This is a genomic window from Pseudomonas piscis, assembly GCF_009380155.1.
GTDB lineage: Bacteria > Pseudomonadota > Gammaproteobacteria > Pseudomonadales > Pseudomonadaceae > Aquipseudomonas > Aquipseudomonas piscis.
The window spans coordinates 956,850-974,490 of the sequence record NZ_WHUV01000003.1; the positions used below are offsets into that span (position 1 = coordinate 956,850).

General features: G+C 64.8%; 11 protein-coding genes. 2 read left to right on the forward strand and 9 right to left on the reverse strand.

The window, feature by feature from the left end; all coding sequences use genetic code 11:
* Nucleotides 1–135 precede the first annotated feature (135 nt).
* Both GDH07_RS21485 and GDH07_RS21490 read left to right on the forward strand, forming a co-directional pair.
* Nucleotides 136–1,026 (forward strand): ATP-binding protein, encoded by an 891-nt coding sequence (locus GDH07_RS21485; protein WP_343038306.1) that lies wholly within the window; start codon nucleotides 136–138, stop codon nucleotides 1,024–1,026.
* Nucleotides 1,023–1,505: a GAF domain-containing protein gene (locus tag GDH07_RS21490; RefSeq protein ID WP_152898812.1), complete on the forward strand. Its 483-nt coding sequence runs from the start codon at nucleotides 1,023–1,025 to the stop codon at nucleotides 1,503–1,505. Before GDH07_RS21485 ends, GDH07_RS21490 begins: the two co-directional genes overlap by 4 nt.
* Nucleotides 1,506–1,509: 4 nt before the next feature.
* Here GDH07_RS21490 and GDH07_RS21495 read toward each other — a convergent pair whose 3' ends face one another.
* The 9 genes from GDH07_RS21495 to GDH07_RS21535 all read right to left on the reverse strand — a co-directional run bounded on the left by GDH07_RS21495 (nucleotide 1,510) and on the right by GDH07_RS21535 (nucleotide 17,309).
* Nucleotides 1,510–4,458 (reverse strand): HD domain-containing phosphohydrolase, encoded by a 2,949-nt coding sequence (locus tag GDH07_RS21495; protein ID WP_152898813.1) that lies wholly within the window; start codon nucleotides 4,456–4,458, stop codon nucleotides 1,510–1,512.
* A 235-nt stretch (nucleotides 4,459–4,693) separates the two neighbouring features.
* Nucleotides 4,694–6,355 carry a response regulator gene (locus GDH07_RS21500; protein WP_152898814.1) on the reverse strand — a complete coding sequence of 554 codons (1,662 nt, stop codon included), beginning with the start codon at nucleotides 6,353–6,355 and terminating at the stop codon, nucleotides 4,694–4,696.
* Nucleotides 6,356–6,398: 43 nt separating this feature from the next.
* Entirely contained in the window at nucleotides 6,399–7,025 is a 627-nt protein-coding gene (locus tag GDH07_RS21505; RefSeq protein ID WP_022640032.1) for a response regulator transcription factor, read from the reverse strand.
* Between the two features lie 204 nt (nucleotides 7,026–7,229).
* On the reverse strand, nucleotides 7,230–12,188 hold the full coding sequence (locus GDH07_RS21510; protein ID WP_152898815.1) for a hemagglutinin repeat-containing protein: 4,959 nt from the start codon (nucleotides 12,186–12,188) through the stop codon (nucleotides 7,230–7,232).
* A 98-nt stretch (nucleotides 12,189–12,286) separates the two neighbouring features.
* Nucleotides 12,287–13,930: a ShlB/FhaC/HecB family hemolysin secretion/activation protein gene (locus tag GDH07_RS21515; RefSeq protein ID WP_152898908.1), complete on the reverse strand. Its 1,644-nt coding sequence runs from the start codon at nucleotides 13,928–13,930 to the stop codon at nucleotides 12,287–12,289.
* A gap of 819 nt (nucleotides 13,931–14,749) precedes the next feature.
* Entirely contained in the window at nucleotides 14,750–16,081 is a 1,332-nt protein-coding gene (locus GDH07_RS21520; RefSeq protein ID WP_022640029.1) for a deoxyguanosinetriphosphate triphosphohydrolase, read from the reverse strand.
* A 184-nt stretch (nucleotides 16,082–16,265) separates the two neighbouring features.
* Entirely contained in the window at nucleotides 16,266–16,607 is a 342-nt protein-coding gene (locus GDH07_RS21525; protein ID WP_022640028.1) for a hypothetical protein, read from the reverse strand.
* Nucleotides 16,604–16,993 (reverse strand): phage holin family protein, encoded by a 390-nt coding sequence (locus GDH07_RS21530; protein ID WP_022640027.1) that lies wholly within the window; start codon nucleotides 16,991–16,993, stop codon nucleotides 16,604–16,606. The genes GDH07_RS21525 and GDH07_RS21530 overlap by 4 nt, the downstream gene beginning before the upstream one ends.
* 1 nt (nucleotide 16,994) lies before the next feature.
* Complete coding sequence (locus GDH07_RS21535) at nucleotides 16,995–17,309, reverse strand: ElaB/YgaM/YqjD family protein (RefSeq protein ID WP_031320244.1); 315 nt, start codon at nucleotides 17,307–17,309, stop codon at nucleotides 16,995–16,997.
* Nucleotides 17,310–17,641: the final 332 nt, after the last annotated feature.

Genomic DNA, 17,641 nt, shown 5'->3' on the forward strand with positions numbered 1-17,641 from the left:
TGCGCAAGCATAGCTGATCATCTTGGGTTGCCGGCTTGGCCTGGCAGCAGCTGACAGGGCCTTTGGACCCGTTGATCAGGACTGCGTTTCATCTGTGTGCCGCATCATTACCTTGAACGTGCCTGAGGAAAAGTCGTGGATGCTCGATTGAATGCATTTCTTGAACGCGCCGATGCGGTCCTGGCCCGGATCGAACCGCTGTTGCCCACCCCGCGCCAAGCCATCGACTGGAGCCAGTGCCTGGCTGCGCGCTGGCAACGTGAAGGCCGCAGCGGTTTCCTGCTGCCCCTGGACGTCAGCCTGGACATGCGCCTGAGCGACCTGATCGGGGTCGACAAGCAGCGCGAGCAGCTGGCCCGCAACACCCAGCAGTTCCTCGACGGCTTGCCGGCCAACCACGCCTTGCTCTGGGGTTCGCGCGGCACCGGCAAATCTTCCCTGGTCCGGGCCCTGCTGGCCGAGCACGCCAAGGGCGGCCTGCGCCTGATCGAGATCGAGCGCGATCACCTGGCCGACCTGCCACGGGTGGTGGAGGAACTGGTCAAGCTGCCCCAGCGTTTCGTGCTGTTCTGCGATGACCTGTCCTTCGAATCCGGCGAGGGCGACTACCGGGTACTCAAGAGCGTGCTCGATGGCTCCCTGGAGCAGGCTCCGGAGAATGTACTGTTGTACGCCACCTCCAACCGCCGCCACCTGGTGCCGGAGAAGGAAAGTGACAACGAGAACTGGAAGCGCGTCGATGGCGAGCTGCACCCCAGCGAAGCGGTGGAAGACAAGATCGCCCTGTCGGACCGTTTCGGCCTGTGGCTGTCGTTCTATCCCTTCACCCAGGAACACTTCCTCAACGTGGTGGAGCACTGGATCGGCGAACTGGCCCGCAAGGCCGGCCTGAAGTGGCAGCGCGATGAAGAGCTGGACATCCTGGCGGTGCGCTGGGCTACCGGACGCGGCAACCGCAACGGTCGCTGCGCCTATCAGTTCGCCCGCTATTGGGTGGGCCTGCAACTGCTGGAGCAAAAGCCATGATCGATCTGAAAAACGCCGGACAGGGCCTGGACGGTTATGGGCTGCTGTGTGCCCAGCTCGAATCGCTGCTGGCCGATGAGCGTGACTTCATCGCCAACGCGGCGCAGTTCTCGGCCTTCCTGTTCAGCCAGCTAGACGACCTGAACTGGGCCGGGTTCTACCTCGCCCGTGGTGAGGAACTGGTGCTTGGCCCGTTCCAGGGGCAGATCGCCTGCGTGCGCATTCCTTTCGGCCGGGGTGTCTGCGGCACTGCTGCGGCGACCTTGCAGACCCAGCGGGTAGAGGACGTGCACGCCTTTGCCGGGCATATCGCCTGCGACAGCGCCTCCAACAGCGAGTTGGTGGTGCCGCTGGTGAAGGCTGGCCGGTTGATCGGCGTACTGGACCTGGACAGCCCGAGCCTGGCGCGCTTCGGCGTCGAGGACCAGGCGGGGATCGAGCGCCTGGCGCAGATCTTCCTGAACGCCAGCGACTGCTGAGCCCTCAGCTGTCCAATCCGGCCTTGCCCAGCAAGGCCGCCTGGTCCACTTCGTCGATCTGCTGCGGCGTCAGGAAGCGCTCGGCGTACTGCTGATAGATCTTCTGGCGGATGAACAGCCCGAACAGTTGCGGATCGATATGGGCGTCGCGGCACATCATGGCCATGATGTTCAGCGCCTCGCTCAAGGTCTTGCCTTTCTTGTACGGACGGTCCGCCGCGGTCAGCGCCTCGAAGATATCGGCGATGGCCATCATCCTCGCCGGCAAGCTCATCTGCTCGCGCTTGAGTTGGCGTGGGTACCCGCTGCCGTCCATTTTCTCGTGGTGACCACCGGCGATCTCCGCCACGCCCTGCAAGTGGCTGGGGAAGGGCAGGTGCTCGAGCATGATGATGGTCTGCACTATGTGGTGGTTGATCACGTAGCGCTCCTCGGCGGTCAGGGTGCCCCGGGGAATGCTCAGGTTGTACAGCTCGCCACGGTTGTACTTGTGCTCCGGCACCTGGAGCTTGAAGCCCCAGGGGTTGTCGGCGGCGAACACTTCCGAGCTGTCGCGCTCCAGCAGGTGGTCGGGCCTGTCGGCCAGCAAGGTTTCCGTGACCGGCAGGCTGGGCGCCGGAGAACGTTCCAGGCGCTGGCCCTCGGCCCAGGACACGCCCAGGCGATTGTCCAGGGTGCGGCTCCAGGTGCGTTGGGCGATGCGCTGCAAGCGTTGCTGGTCGGCCTCGGCCATGAACTCCGCCCCCAGGTTGCAGCGGGCGACGAAGGCGAATTCCTCATCCAGCTCCTGTAGCCGGGCGTCGCGCTCGCTGGCTTGGGGCGCTTCCTCGGCCCCTTGGGCCAGGGCCTTCCAGTAGTCGATCCAGGCATCGCGCTTGAGCACTTCGAAGCGAGTGCGGATTTCATGGATCCGGTCGTTCAGGGTTTCCAGCTTGGTGGCCTTGTCCACCACGTATTCAGGGGTGGTGACCTTGCCGCAGTCGTGCAGCCAGGAGGCCACATGCAGCGCTTCCCATTCGTCCTCGCTGGGCCTGTAGGTGGCGAATTCCGGCTCCTGGCTGGCCGCCGCGGCCTCGGCCAGCATCAGGGTCAATGCCGGCACGCGCTGGCAATGCCCGCCGGTATAGGGGCTCTTGGCGTCGATGGCGCCGGCCAGCAACTGGATGAACGAGTCCAGCAGCTGCTTCTGCTTGTTCTGCAGGCGCTGGCTTTCGATGCACAGCGCGGCGGTGGCCGATACCGCCTGGATAAAAGCGATGCGATCGGGGCTGAGTTTGTCCAGGTCCGCCTCGGTACCGCTGTCCACCAGGAACAGCAGGAGCATGCCCACGGTCTCGTGGTGCCGGTTGCGCAGGCGAATTCCCACCAGGTGGGTGCTGGGGCTGTCCAGGGCGAGCAGTATCCTTTGCAACTGGCCGGCCTGCTCGAAGCCCAGGGTGGTGACCACGTTGTCGTGGTCCGCCAGCTGGCGCAGCCAGTCCGGGTTGTGCGGGGCGGCCAGGTCCTGGGTGGCGATATCGAACGACGACAGGTCCTGGGGTTGCCCGTCGATGATCAGGCCGTGGGGCTCCAGGCGCGATCCCTTGCTCTCGCAGAGGTAGATCAGTCCGGCCTGGGCCTGGGCGATCTTCACCGTTTCGAACAGCACCCGCTGCAGCAACGGGTCGAAGCGGGTTTGCGCGGACAGGCTGGCATTGATCTCGAAGAAGCTGGCCAGGGTGCTCTTCATCCGCGTCATGGACACGCTCAGCTGATCCACTTCCAGCACCGGTGAACGGCGTGAGGCCGGGTAATGGAAGTCGAAGCTGCGGATGGCATCGGCCTCTTGCACCAGGTTACGCAACGGACGGACCAGGATGCGCGAGATCAGCCAGCCCAGGGGCAGGCACAAGAGCAAGGTGGTGAGGGTGATCAACGCGCCTTGCCAGCGCAGGCGGTAGGCATCGGCCAGCAGCTCATCCTCGGGCACCAGCAAGTCCAGTTGCAGGCCGCCGGGGCCGCCTTCGGCGATGTGGCTGCTGGCGACTATCCAGTTGCGGCCCTGGGCCTGCAGGTGACCGTCCTCGGTCCGCCTCTGCAACAGGGCATCGAGCGCCGGACTCAGGTCGCTGCCCTTGATCAGGCGTGCGGAGCGTTGCTCCAGCAGCAGCTTGTGACTTTCGGGATAGGCCACGACATTGCCCAGGTCGTCCAGCAGGGCGACTTCGGTGGTCGGCGTGACCCGATGCTTGGCCAGGGTCGAAGACAGTTGTTCCAGGGTCAGGTCGGCGGCGATCACTGCCATCTTTCCGCTGCTGCGAGCCAGGGTGGTGCCGACGTTGAGGGTGGAATAGAACACATAGGGGCGGGTGGTGATCTGGTCGGTATTGCCCCGGGCATTGACGAACCAGTCCCGGGTCCGTGGATCGTAGCGCTCGTCTGAATGCTCCAGGCGCTCGAGCAGCACCAGGTTCGCGTCATAGAACAATGACTGCGACTTGACCTGGCCGGCACTGGCATCGCGCTCGATGCTCCATACCTCATAGGCGCTGTTGGCCGGGGCCTGGCGCTTGTCCCGGATCTGGGCGTCGCGCAGCGGGCGCACCATGAAGAAATCGCCGTTGGCATAACCCAGGTACAGCGAGGCCAGGTCGGAGTTGTCCAAGAGGGACTGGCTGAATGGCCGGAGCAGTTCCAGCCGCTGCTCCAGGCTGGGGGCCTGGGTCGCCGACCTGGTCGCCAGCAGGCTGAGCACATGGCGGATGGGTTCGTAGGTGGATCTCAGGTCGCTGCGGACATCCTGCTCGATGCGCTGGAACAGTTTTTCGCTGCTGCCCAGGATGATCCGGGTGGTGGCGTGGTAGTTGTAGATGCCCAGTATCACCCCGGTCATGAGCAGCAACAGGGTGAACATCACACTGATATGAATATGCAGAGGGAAGCGGCGTTGTGCGGGCAAGGGGGTGCTCGGCATTCCAGTTCTCTCCAAAGGCACATCGGGCTCGGCTCAGGATCCAAGCATAGTTAAGGCGGGCATTCCTGCCTCGACTGGCCTGGAGTTCGCCGACCTCGACCCGCTCCCGGGCATGGACGGTGTGGTCGGTAGGTACGGCGAAGAGAATACTGGCTTTGTGATATCAATCTGGCAATAGGGTATCGCCAGGGACCGGCATCAGCTGCCGTTGATGGTGCGGTGCAGGGCGCAGGGATCAGGCGGCAGGTTGGCGCAAGGATTCGATGTGTTGGTACAGGGCCTGGCTGAATCGCACCAGGGCCAGGTCGAGGTCGCGCACCTTGGTATCGAAGGTGTCGATCCCGCTGTCATCCTGGCAGGCCTGCTCCAGTGCTTCGCAGCAGCGGTACAGGACATTGGCCCCAGCCATCAGCGCAGAGCCCTTGACCTTGTGGGCCAGGGCCCGCAGTTCGTTCTGGTTGCCGACGGCGATCAGTCCCAGCATCCGCCGATCGTCGTGGCAGCATTGCAGCAGCTCCCTGAGCATGCGCAAGGCGAACGGCGTATCGCCGCGGGTGAGGGCCAGCAGGGCGGTCATGTTGAAGCAGTCCGCCCTGGGCAGCGGGGCGAGCATCGCCAGCTTGCGGCCCAGCAGGTTGATGCCCAGGGGTTTGAACAGGCAGTCATGCATGCCGGCTTCCAGGCATTGCCGGACCGTTTCCCGCTCATGGCTGGCGCTGTAGCCGAGCACAGTGATGGCCGGGCGCTGGGTCCGGGCCTCGTCGCGGCGTATGGCTGCGGTCAGCTGGTAGCCGTTCATCCCGGGCATGTTGCAGTCGACGATCAGCAGGTCGAAGTCTCCGGCCAGCCATAGCCGGTATGCCTGTGTGCCATCCTCGGCGCTGGTGACCCGGTGCCCCAGGTACTCCAGTTGCCCCTGCAGCAGCGCCAGGCTGGCCGGATGATCATCCGCCAGCAGGATATCCAGCGGCGGGCTGGCGATCTGGCGTACCGGTTCCTCGATCACCGGGGCGGGCGCTTCGCGGCCGGCCAGGGTCAAGCCGACCCGCGCCTCGGTGCCAGGGCCGTTGCGCCCGTGCAGGGTCAGGCTGCCGCCCATCTGCTGGCACAGGTGATGACTGATGGGCAAGCCCAGCCCGGTGCTGTCGCGGGCCGACTGGCCGGCCGTGGCGGATTGGGCGAAGGGTTGCAGCAGCACGCGCTGGCGTTGTTCCTCGGCGATGCCCAGGCCGGTATCCAGCACTTGCAGGCGCAGCCGGAACTGGTCCGGCAGGGAATCGGGCTGCAGGTGCAACCTGACCCGGACTTCGCCCAGGTGGGTGAACTTGATCGCATTGCTCAGCAGGTTGCTCAGCACCTGCTTGAAACGCAGGGCGTCGATCAGTACCTGGGGTTCGGGTTCCGGGGCGTTGAACTCCAGGTGCAAGCCCAGGTGCTTGCGCCGCGCCAGGACCTGGAATATCCCCATCACCGGATCGACGCAGTCCCGCAGCAGGACCCAGTCCGGGTTGAGGGACATTTGCCCGGACTCGATCCGAGTCACGTCCAGCAGGTCCGCCAGTAGCTCCCGCAGGTCCCTGGCAGAGTCCAGCGCCAGCTCCAGGGAGCAGCGGTTCGGATCTAGTGGCTGGGTGCGGCGCAGCACCAGCTCCAGCAGGCCGACCAGGGCATTGAGCGGCGTGCGGATCTCGTGGCCGATATTGCCCAGGAACCGGCTTTTTTCGCGGCTGGCGGTTTCGGCCTGCTGCTTGCCGGCCTTCAGCTCCGTGGTGGCCTGCAGGGCCGCTTGCAGCGAGCGTTGGCTGCGGCGCAGCCGCCGGTATAGCCAGGCCAGGCCCAGCCCAGCAGCCAGGAGTAAGGCCCAGGGGGCGGGTTGTTGCAGTATGGGCTCGATCATCGCCATGGCCTGCGAGGTGGCCAGGGCGGCAGGGGCAGGCTGTTCATATCAGTGCATGGCGCTTGGCCAGGTCCACCAGGGTGTTCATGGAGGTGGTCGCCAGTTTTTGCATGATGCGCTTCTTGTAGGTGCTGACGGTCTTGTTGCTGAGGAACATGCCCACGGCGATCTGCTGGTTGGTCTGGCCCATGGCGAACAGCTGCATGACCATCAGTTCCCGGTCGTTCAACGAGTTGAACTGCGCCAGTTCCAGGGTCTGGCCCAGCGCCACCTGGTTGATCAGCAGGGCCTGGCTGGGGAAATAGTTGTAGCCGTTGCAGATGGCCCTGATGGCGCTGAGCAGCTCGCTCAGGTCCTGCTGCTTGCAGACGAAACCGCTGGCCCCGGCGCGCATGCAGCGATTGGCGAACAGCGTCGCCGACTGGGCGGTCAGGACCAGGGCACGCAAGGGCTTGGGCATGCTGCTGAAGCGTTCCAGGAGCTCCAGGCCATCCAGCTTGGGAATGCAGATGTCGAGGATGATCAGGTCCGGCTCGGATTCGCGGACCATCTGCAAGGCATCGACGCCGTTGTCGGTCTCACCGATGACCACATACCCCTCGTGCTCCAGGAGAAAACGGATGGCCAGGCGTATGACGGGATGATCGTCGATGATGAGTACCGAGCGCATGCAGGCCTCCTGTCGATGAATGGAAAACCCGAACAGTAGCCCAGCTGCCTTGGGGGTGGCGTGGCGAAAAAGACCGTGAAGCGAATTCGAGAACGGTCCTACAGCGAATAAAGGGAGGTATTACAGGAGGGTGGTAATCAGAGGAAGTCCCGTGCGGGGAAGGGAGTGGCAAGGGCCGCCCCCAGGGTGGGGGCGGCCGATGCTTCAAGGTGCTTTCTGGTCGATACCGGCCTGCAGCAGTTGGCTGTCACTGTGGCCGCCGACACGCAGCGGGCCCAGGTTGAACACCTGGTCCTTCTGGGTGGCGTCGTCCTGCTTGCGGGTCAGTTCGTTGCCACTGCCCAGGGCCAGGTTGACTGGCGACTTGGACAGGTTGACCCCGACGTCGACGCGGTAGTCCGAGCCGGCCAGGGCAGTACTGGTGACTCGCGAGCCGCTCAGGTCGACACGTCCGTCACTGGCGCCGATACGGGCCCCGGTCAGCTTGGTTTCACCGCTCACCGACAGATTGACGCCCTGCCGGCCACTGATGCCCGAGGCCTGCTGCACGCTGTCCTTGCCCTGGTGACTGAGGTTCAGGTTCAAGGTCGGGGTGTAGGAGGTATTGCCGCTCTTGTCGCCGAACAGCACGTTTTCCGTGGTGTTGGCCACGCTGGCGCCAGTGCTGGTCTTCTCGTTGACCGAGTAGCTGTCGCTGGTCTTGGGCCAGAAGCGGTCCTTCAGGCTGGAGAAGCGATTGCCCAGCGCGTCGGCCTTGTCGGCGAGATAGCCCTTGGCCTTGTCCACGCTGTTGCCGATGGCGCCGCGAGGCTCGGGGTTGACGTCGTAGCTGGCGCTGCGGCTGAGCTTTTCGCCCAGGCGTTCCTTGGCATTGTCGGCCTGGCTGACCAGGCTGTCCTTGGCCGAGCCGAGCTTGTCCACGCCCTTGTCGACGGCGTTCTCGAGTTTTTCCCGGTGCTTGCCGAAGCTCTTCTCGGCCTTGGCTTGCAGGTCGTCCTTGAGTGGACCGGCGGGTTTGGCCAGCTTGCTCACCAGGCCAGGCTGGTTCTTCTCCGCGTCGAGCTTGGCGTCGATGTTGACCTGGGTGGAACGCACCTGGTCCTGGCGGCTTTCGATGGTCAGGTCTGCGCCGATCGCCCCATCGACCCGCTGGGCGTCGATGTGGGCGCCGGCCAGGTGCACGTTGCCGGCACTGGCGAGCACAACCTGGTCAGCCTTGATCAGGCTGTCATGCTGGGTGCTGTTCTGCCGCCGGTCGACGTCGATCTTGGCCCGGGCGTTGATCCCGTGGGCGTTCTTCGCCGGGCCCTGCTCGGCGTCGGTCGGGGTGGTCTGGCTCAGGTTGGCTCCGGCGCCCACGGTCAGGCCCCAGTTGTTGTGGACCTGGGTGGCTTGTGCCGACTCCTGGTAGATACCGCCCTGGGCGGCATCGAGCACCACCTTGCCGGCGTCGATCCGGGTGCCTTGCAGGTGGATCGCAGCATCGCCGCTGGCGCCGCTGGCGAGCGTTACCTGGCCCTGGCTATAGACCTGGCCGCCACGCTGGTCCTGGTCCTGCTCGGAGACCCGACCGATGTTGAAGTTGGCGCTCAGGTTGGCGTTCTTGCCGCTGCTCTGCTCGCTGCTGGACTTGCCACCACCGGCGGTGAAGCCACCGCCCAGGTTGCTGCCCTGGCTGGCGTGGGTGTCGGTGGCGGCTTGCAGGTCGAGCTTGCCGCCGGCATTGAGGCTGACATCCCCGGTGGGGCGCGCGGCGTTGCCGATCTTGGTGCCCTGCAGGGTCAGGTTGCCGCCACTTTCCAGCTGCACCTTGCCCTGGCCCTGGATGCTGGCGACTTGTGCCTGGCTGTCCTGTTGGTCCAGGCGCTTGTGGTCCAACTGGACCCCGGCGCCGACGTTGAGGTTGGTGCCGCTGCTGCCGGGCAGGGTGCCCAGGCTCAGCGAGGCATCGCCACGCAGGCTGGAGTTGCTGCTGTCCTGCTTGTCGTTGGCCTGGTTCAACGCCAGCTCGCCGCCGGCCTTGATCTTCACGTCGCCCTGGCCGCCATTGAACTGGCTGCCTTCGAAACGGCCGTCGCCGGCGACTTTGATCTCCACGCCCTGGCTGCCGGCATAGCTGCCCACCTGGGCCTTCTCGGTGTTGCTGGTGACGGTGCTGCTGCCGCCGGCGCCACTGCCACGGATGTTCAGGTCTTCACCGGTGTTGGTGTAGACCCGTACGCCGACCTTGGCGTCCACCGCCTGCTCGCTGCTGCTGTGGGTGTCCTTGGCGGCGCTGGCCACCAGGCTGCCGGCATCGATCTTCAGCGCGCCGTCGGTGGCGCGGTACTGGGTGCCCTGGTCCTGCAGTTGGCCGTCGGCCTTGACCTGGACCTGGCCACCGCTCAACTGGCTGGCCACCGCAGTGCTGGCGCTGGTGTCGAGTTGGCGGTTCTGGTGGCTGACATCCACGTCCAGCCCGATGTTGGGCTGTTCCAGGGCGTCGAGTACCCCGGGTTGGTGGAACTTGCGCTGGGCCACGCCCTGGACGGCTTTCTCGATGGGTCGGGCCACGCCCTTGTATTCGACGTTGGCGCCGACATCCACCGCCCAGTTGTTTTCCTGGTGATGGCTGCTTTCGCTGTTGCGCGCGGCACGGTTGTCGATCTGCCCGGCACTGACCTGCAGCTTGTCACCGGCCTTGACCTGGGCGCCTTCGGTGCTCAGGCGGTTGCCGGCGCTGATGGTCAGGTTGCCGCTGGCGGCGATGTTGCTGGTTTGCGCGGTGCTCTTGCTGCTGCTGTCCTGGCTGCTGTTATGGGCCACCTCCACGCCGTTGCCGGCCCGGTCCAGGCCGCCGGTGTAGTAGAAGCCGCCGCCTGTGGTGGTGCTGTCGCTGTGCTTGTCTTGCTTGTCGTGCGCTGCCAGCAGCTCGACGTTCTTGCCGCTCAGGCTGGCATCGCCGGCGGTGGCCGCCACTTTGCTGCCCTGGATGCTCACGTCCTCGCCGGCGCTGACCGCCAGGCTGGCGCCGCCGAGGCTGGACGCCTGTTGCCGGGTGCTGTCGCTGCTGTCGTTGCGTTGCTGGTCCTGGTAGCGCACGCCGGCCCGGTACTGGCCGCTGCCGGGGGCGGTCTGCTTGGCGTAGGCATCGAAGCCGCGCTGTTGCGAGCTGCTGCTGGTGTGCTGGGTGTCCTCGGCCGCTGTCACCTTGACCGAGCCCTTGGCGCTGGCGTCCAGCTGGCCCTTGGCGTTGACCTGGGAACCACTGACGACCAGGTCCTTGGCGCTTTGCAGCTTGAGGTTGCTGTCCGAGCGCACTTGGCTGCCGACGGTGGTGCTGGCCTTGTCCTGCTGGCGGCTCTCGTCCTTGGCTACGCCGAAGAACTTGCTGTCCTTGCTATGGCTGTTGGCGTGGGAGGTGTCCTGCACGCCGTCGATGGTCAGCGAACCGTTGTCGCTGATGACGCTGGCCTGGGTACCGCCCCGGGCCTGGCTACCGCTGATGCGCACGTTGTCGGCTTGCACGATCAGCTTGCCGTCGGCAGTGACCTTGCTGCCCTGGTTCTGGGTCTTGCCCTGGTCGCCGTCGGCGTTCTTGCCGAAGAAGCCACCGCCCACCAGGTCGCCGGAGTAGCGTTGTTCGCTACTGCTGCTGTGGCGGCTGGCGCTGTTGATATCCACGTCCTTGGCGGCCAGGCGGATGTCACCCTGGCTGTGCAGCTCGGCACCCTCCAGGCGCAGCTTCTGCTTGCTCTCGAGTTGCAACTGGTTGCCGCTCTTGAGCTGGCTGGTGATGCTGCGTTGCTCGCTGCTGGCGGTATCCCAGGTTTCCTTCCACAGGTGCTTGCGGTGCTGGCCCTGGTCGCGCTGGGTATTGGTCTCGGTGGCAGCCGTGAGCAGCAGGTCGCCATCGCTGTTGGCGGACAGGCGATTGCCGGCCTCGATGCTGCTGGCCTGGATGCGGGTATTGGCGCCGGACTTCAACTCGGCATCCTGTTGCGCCACCACCTTGTTGCCGTGCTGGCGGCTGTCGCTGCCGGTCTCGGTGCGGTCGTAGGTTTCCCAGGTGATGCCGATGGTGCTGTTGTCCCATTGCTGGCGCTTTTCCTGGAGCTTGCGGCTTTCGATGCTGCTCAGGGTCAGGTTGCGTCCGGCGTCGAGCTTGACGTTGCGCCCGCTGACATCGGTGGCGGCCAGGTCCAGGTCGCGGCGGCCATGCAGGTCGATGTCGCCCTGGCTGCGCAGGTCGGCACGGGTGGCGTCCAGGCTGTTGGCCACGGCCTGGCCACGGATGTCCAGGTCGCCGGCGGAGCTCAGCTTGATGCCATCGTGACCGTCGATCTGTACCGCGCCAACGCGTACCCCGGCGCCTTCGGCGGTGCTGACGATATTGATCCGCCCGGCGCGCATGGCCCCGAACAGGCTGGCGTCGATGCGTTGTTCCTGGGTATGGCCGGCGGGATCGACCCGGGTTACTTGCCCCTTGGCATCGAGCTGGTTGCGGCCCACGGTCAGGTTCAACTGTTTCTGGGCCGCAAGTTCGCCCTGGCTGTCGATGCGTGGAGCGATCAGATCGATCGAGCCGTTTTCATTACGCAGGCCGCCACTGTGGATATCCAGCTGGCCGCGGGCGTCCTGGGTAGTGAAACCTTGCAGCTTGCCGCCCTCGAGTTCCGGGCGCCCCACTACCAGGCTGGCGTTGGGGGTGTTGAGGAAGCTGCCACCGTTGACCGAGATGCCGTTGGGGTTGGCCAGCACGAAATCGGCGGCGGTGCCGGCGATTTCCTGGATACCGTTGAGTTGCGAGGCATTGCGGCTGATCACTTCGTTGAGGATCACGCTGGCCGCCTGGCCCTGGAACTGCGGGTTGGCCGCCACCTGGCCAGCCAGTTGCGAAGCTGCCTGGTGCAACACATCGCTGTTGTTGTTGAGCACAACGCCTTGCTGGCCGACGTTGTAGTCCAGGAACTGGTTATGGGACAGGCCGCCGGAGTTGGGGGCGACGATGTTGACGATGGGCACGCCACCCTGGTCTTGCAGGATCGGCACGCCACCCGGGCCCTCGACCACGGTGATGCCGCTGGCCAGGGCCAGGGGCAGGTGGGAGACCAGCAGCAGGCTGGCAATGGTCCAGCGCAAGGTGCCCTGGGGGGAAAGGTGGAACCTAGTGTTGTCAGGCATGAGAACCTCGTTCTAAGTGGTTGAGCCCGGCGCTTTCTTCGGTGCAACGGCGCGTGGTGCCCAGGTTCATCGATTGGTTCAGGCTAATCGGCGGTTGGTCAGATCTGCAGGCTGATGCGGGCCAGCCAAACCTCCGGCTCCGTGCGCAGCCCCTGCGGGGTGCTGAGGTTGCGCTGGTAGTCGAGGTCGAGCTGGAGTTTTTTCCAGGCCAGGTTCAGGCCCACGCTGGCACCGGCCAGGTGCCGGCTCTGGGCGCCGTGGTCGGCCTTGATCCAGCCGTTGTCCAGGCCCAGGCGTGGGGTGAGTTTCACCGGCAGATCGTTGTCCAGGGGCAGGCGCAGGGTGTTGCGCCATACCGCGCCGATGGCGCCGGAAACACTGTTGAGGCGATAACCACGCACCGCCGAGTCGTCGGTGCCCAAGAGCTGCTCGATGGCTGGCAGCGGGTCCGGGCTGTACTGCGCCGCCAACTGGCTCTGCCACTGCCAGCGCTGGCCGCCCAGCTGGCCGTTGCGCCACTGGCTGAGGCCGGCGCGGTACTTGCGGAACTGCGCTTTGGGCAGGTTGCGTTGCACTTGCTGTGAGTCGTCGTCGGCGCCGAACCAGGTCAGGCCCTGGGCGTAGCTGGCATCCAGGTTCCATACCGCGCTGTTGAGCCAGAACAGGTTGAGGCCGGCCTCGGCCACGGTCAGGGTCGGGCTCTGGATCTTCAGGTGGGCCTTTTGCAGATAGCTGTCCACATCCTTGTAGGCCAGTTGCAGGTTGGCGCTGAGCTGGTGGCTCTGGCCGCGCCACAGCACCCGGTCGGCGCGGGCGCTGACCATGTCGGTACGGCCACTGTTGTACAAGGTGGTGCGGGCCAGCTTGAGCGGCGCGCGGTATTCGGCATGGCTGGCGAACAGGCTGTAGGTCCAGTAGCCGTAGGGCACCGAGTAGAACAGGCTGGAACTGCGGCTGTAGCGCGGTCCGTGGTTGAGCGTGTCGCTGTAGTTCAGGCTCAGGGCATCGTTGAGCTGCAACGGGCTGTCGAGGTTGAAGTTGATCGACTGCCGGTCGCGGCCGGTGCTGGCACTGCCCAGGTTGTCCACGCCCAGGCCCAGGCCCCAGCGTGCGGCACTGGTGCGCGAGCGCAGGATGATCCGCGAGGCGCCGGGCTGGCTGCCGGGGGCGATGTCGGCGGTCAAGTCCAGTGAACGCAGGCGGTTGAGCTGGTCCAGGCCCTGTTCCAGGTCGCGCAGGTTCAGGGGCTTGCCGAGCACTCCCGGGAACGCTCCGCGCAACGACACCGGCAGGCTCTGGTCGGCCAGCTCGATGGCCTCGACGTAGCCTTCCTCCACCAGGATGTCGAGGCTGTGCCCGGCGGCCGGGGCACTGGCCAGGTACGGACGGCTGGCGATGTAGCCGGCGTCGACGTACAGCCGGGTGAGGGCGGCCAGCAGCTGGTTGATCTGGTTGACCCCCATGCAGGGCGCCACGTACGGCTTGATGTAGTCGTTGAGCCGGGTCTTGCTGAACAGGCTGACGCCGCCGATGCGGGTGCCGCTCAAGGGCCAGCAGCGGCTATCGCTGGCCGGCTGCTGGGGTACTTCCGGCGTCACCGGGCTGGCACTGAAGCTGCCGCGCTGCATCTGCCGCTGGCGCTGCTCCAGTTGCAGTTGCTGCAGGTCACGTTGTTGCTGTTGTTGCAGGCGCAGGGCTTCCTGGCCCGGCTCGTCGGCCAGGGCCGGGCCCAGCTGCGCCATGCCGAACAGCAGTCCCAGGCACCACACGCCGGTGCGGGGGAGGAGGGAGCGGACAGTGTGTGATGAATGGGGCACTTGGCATCCTTACTGTAAAAAGACCAAGTGACGAACAACAGAGAAGCCGGTCAGCGGGCTCAACTAGTGACGTCGCTTTTAGTTCTGCCCTATGAACATGTTGCGCCGTCGATATCTATATCGGGGGCAAATGTCCAAGTGCTCGAGAGTGACAGTTCCTGAGTGAGTACCGGATGAATCAGTGCAGTTTCAGGTATGACAAAAGGGTTGAGTGAGTTGACCTGGAAACGTTACAGCGCAGAGCAGAATTATTTTTATTCGGGGGCGTTCAGCGGGGAAATTTCCTGTTGAAATCGAGACTATCCGAAACCAAAAATCCTATTTGTATCTAAATTGTAAGTGCATAGAAGGCTAACTAAATTTGCGTCATGTCCTTGATGGGCAAGGCTTGTAGCTTGGATGGCAAAATGCCAAAGATCGGATGTTTGGTTGAGTTGGTGAACAAATGTTTAATTCTGTGAGGGTGGCCGGATATCCACTCGCAGACTAATGAGTGCTTCTAGCTAGTTGGGGATTTGACCTGAGTAGTTGCTCTAGTTTTTGTCTGGGTTGGTTAAATTAGTTTCACTAAGGGTTTTCCCTAGATATCTAATTTTGCTGCTATTGCCCGGTTCATGGGCGTGCTTGGCAAGTATCCGGCTGGTGCTGGTGGATAGTGGGCTAGGGGAATCCCCTAGTTGCTGGCGGGGTGGTCGCGAGGCTATCGCGGCCTGTCTCGAAGACCAGGCCGCGGCAGCGCAGGGGTCATTGCGGGCTGGAGCGTCCGGTCATTTCCCGGGCCATTTCGCTGGCATAGCTGTCGGTCATGCCGGCGATGAAGTCGATGACCCGCAGGAAAGCCTTGTGCAATGGCCAGCCTGGGTCCGGGGCGTTGTTGCCCAGCAGGTCGAGAATGCGCCGGTTCTTGAACGACGGGGTCTTGCCGCCATGTTGTTCCAGCGCGGCGCCGCAGAAGGAATTGAGCAGGATCTCCAGGGTGGTGTAGGCGCCGATCTCGTGCAGGGTCTTGCGCTTGTCCTGGAAGATCTTCTTGCGGGCCATGTCCTTGGCGTTGAGCACGCAGCGCTTGGCGGGGCCATGCATGTGCTCCACCAGATCGCCGTGCAGGGTGCCGGCCAGCAGGGCGTCCTGCTGCTCGACGAAGGCCCGTGCGGCGGCGTTGGTCAGGTGTTCGATGGCCTTGCCCCGCAGGATCGCCAGGCGCCGTCGGCGCGAGTCACCCGGGCCCAGCTGGCGGTAGGTTTCCGGCAGGTCGTCGCCCACCAGGCCCAGGAGCAGGGACTCCACCTCGGCATACTCCAGCAGGTCCATTTCCAGGCCGTCCTCGAGGTCGATCAGCGCGTAGCAGATGTCGTCCGCGGCCTCCATCAGGTACACTAGGGGGTGTCGGGCCCAGCGCTGCTCTTCCAGTTGCGGCAGGCCCAGCTTGTGGGCGATCTGCTCCAGCAATGGCAGTTCGCTCTGGTAGCAGCCGAACTTGTGCTTCTTGTAGCCCAGGGAGTCGGCATGGCGCGCGGTCCAGGGGTACTTCAGGTAAGTGCCGAGGGTGGCGTAGGTCAATCGGGTGCCACCGTCGAACTGGTGGTATTCCAGCTGTGTCAGGACCCGGAAACCCTGGGCATTGCCCTCGAAATTGAGGAAGTCCTGGCGTTCGGCCTCGCTCATCGCATCCAGCCAGCCACGTCCGGCCGCTTGCTGGAACCAATGGCGGATGGCGTCCTCGCCGGAGTGACCGAAGGGTGGGTTGCCGATGTCGTGGGCCAGGCAGGCCGATTGCACCACCATGCCCAGGTCGCTGGGTTCGCACCATTCAGGCAGGGCGCCGCGCAGGGTCTCGCCCACCCGCATGCCCAGGGAGCGGCCCACGCAGCTGACTTCCAGGGAATGGGTCAGGCGGGTGTGGATATGGTCGTTGCTGGATACCGGGTGTACCTGGGTCTTGCGGCCCAGGCGGCGGAAGGCGCCGGAGAAGATGATGCGGTCGTGGTCTTTGTGGAAAGGGCTACGGCCCAGTTCTTCCGGGCTGTGTACTGGCTTTCCGAGGCGTTCGCGGTTGAGCAGGGTCTGCCAATCCAAGGCGGGGTCTCTCCGAAGAAAACGTGAAGCGCCCAGCTTCCGGGTTCCCGGCCATGGCTGCAAGGGGCGCGACGGTAAATGTCCTCGGGGATTCATCGGCGATCTGGCGACGGCCGAAAGCGGCCCCTGGAGTCCGGGAGCCGCTGCGGATGGCCGGGCAAGGAGCAGGGACTACGCAGGTGCTTCAGGATTTGCGCGAGGAGCCCTGCAGCACCAGCTTGATCAACGGCAGCAGGCTGGAGCCCAGGCGTACCAGGCGGGTCAGGCTGCTGGTACCGCCATTGCGAGCACCCTTGCCGGTAAGAAAGCCCAGCAGGGTCACCACCGCCACGCCCCACAGTGGCGCGTGCTTGATCCCAAGGCCTTGCTGCCAGTTCTGCCCCATGCTGCGCATGCGCTGCAGGGGTTGCAGCAGTTGCCGGGTTTCCTGGCGGATCTCCTGGCGGTGCATTTCCATGCGCAAGCGGATCAGGGCCTTGCGCATGTCCCGGCGCGAGGCGTTCTGCGGAATGTCAGGCAACTTCATGGCAGCAGGCGCTCCCGGTCATTGGCCAGCTCTTCGAGGGTGGCATGGAAGGGCGAGGACTCATCGAACACCGCCGATTTCAGGCGCAGGCCGCAGAACAGCGCGGCCAGGGCGTAGAACACGCACAGGCCGACGATGCCGGCCAGGCGATAGGTGTCCCAGAGCAGGATCAGCACCAGTGCCGACAGCCCCACCAGCAACAGCAGGGCGAATACCAGGGCCAGCCCGGCGAACAGCAGCAGGCTCACGGTGCGGGCCTTCTGCTCCTGCAGTTCTATGCCAAATAGCTCTACGTGGCTGTGCAACAAGCCCAGGACTGCCGCCCCCAGGCGCCGTGAGGAAGCGCTCGGGCCGCTGCCCGATGCGCTGGATTCGTCGAGCGCCATATCAGCGCCGCGTCGCCAGGAGGCCAATGAGGAAGCCCACCCCGGCGGCGATTCCCACCGATTGCCAAGGGTTGGCCTGGACGTAGTCTTCCGCGGCGGTGACGGCCGCCTGGCCCCGCTGGCGCAGGGATTCCTCGGTCAGTTGCAGGGTTTCCCGGGCCTTGAGCAGGCTCTCGTGGATCTGCTCGCGCAACTCATCGGCCTGGTCGCCGGCCAGGGTCGCGGTGTGCTCCAGCAGACGCTCGGTGTCGCTGACCAGTGCCTGAAAATCCGCCATCAATACTTCTTGAGCTGTCTTTGCCGTTTTGCTGGCCATGCTGCTGCCTCCTTGGGTGGCTTGTGTGAGCTATGAGTGTGAGCCCCGGATGAAGGTTCACTGAAATTGCCTGGTACAGCTTTTGCTTTGTCCTGGTGCGCAGGCCCCGGGGCCTGCGCCGAAAATGCGCGGGGCTGGCGTGCAAGCCGCGTCAGCCCTGGACGAATCAACCACAACTCCCGGTCATTGTCTTGCCTGCGGTTTCGCGTGCGGCGTGCGGCGCGCCAAAACGGTTCATCGGAGGCGCTTGCCGGCGCCCCCGGGAGCCAATTTGGTGCAGGGTGCGTCGACCGCAGGGCAAGCCGACCGCCATTAGCGGATCTGCCCACTCC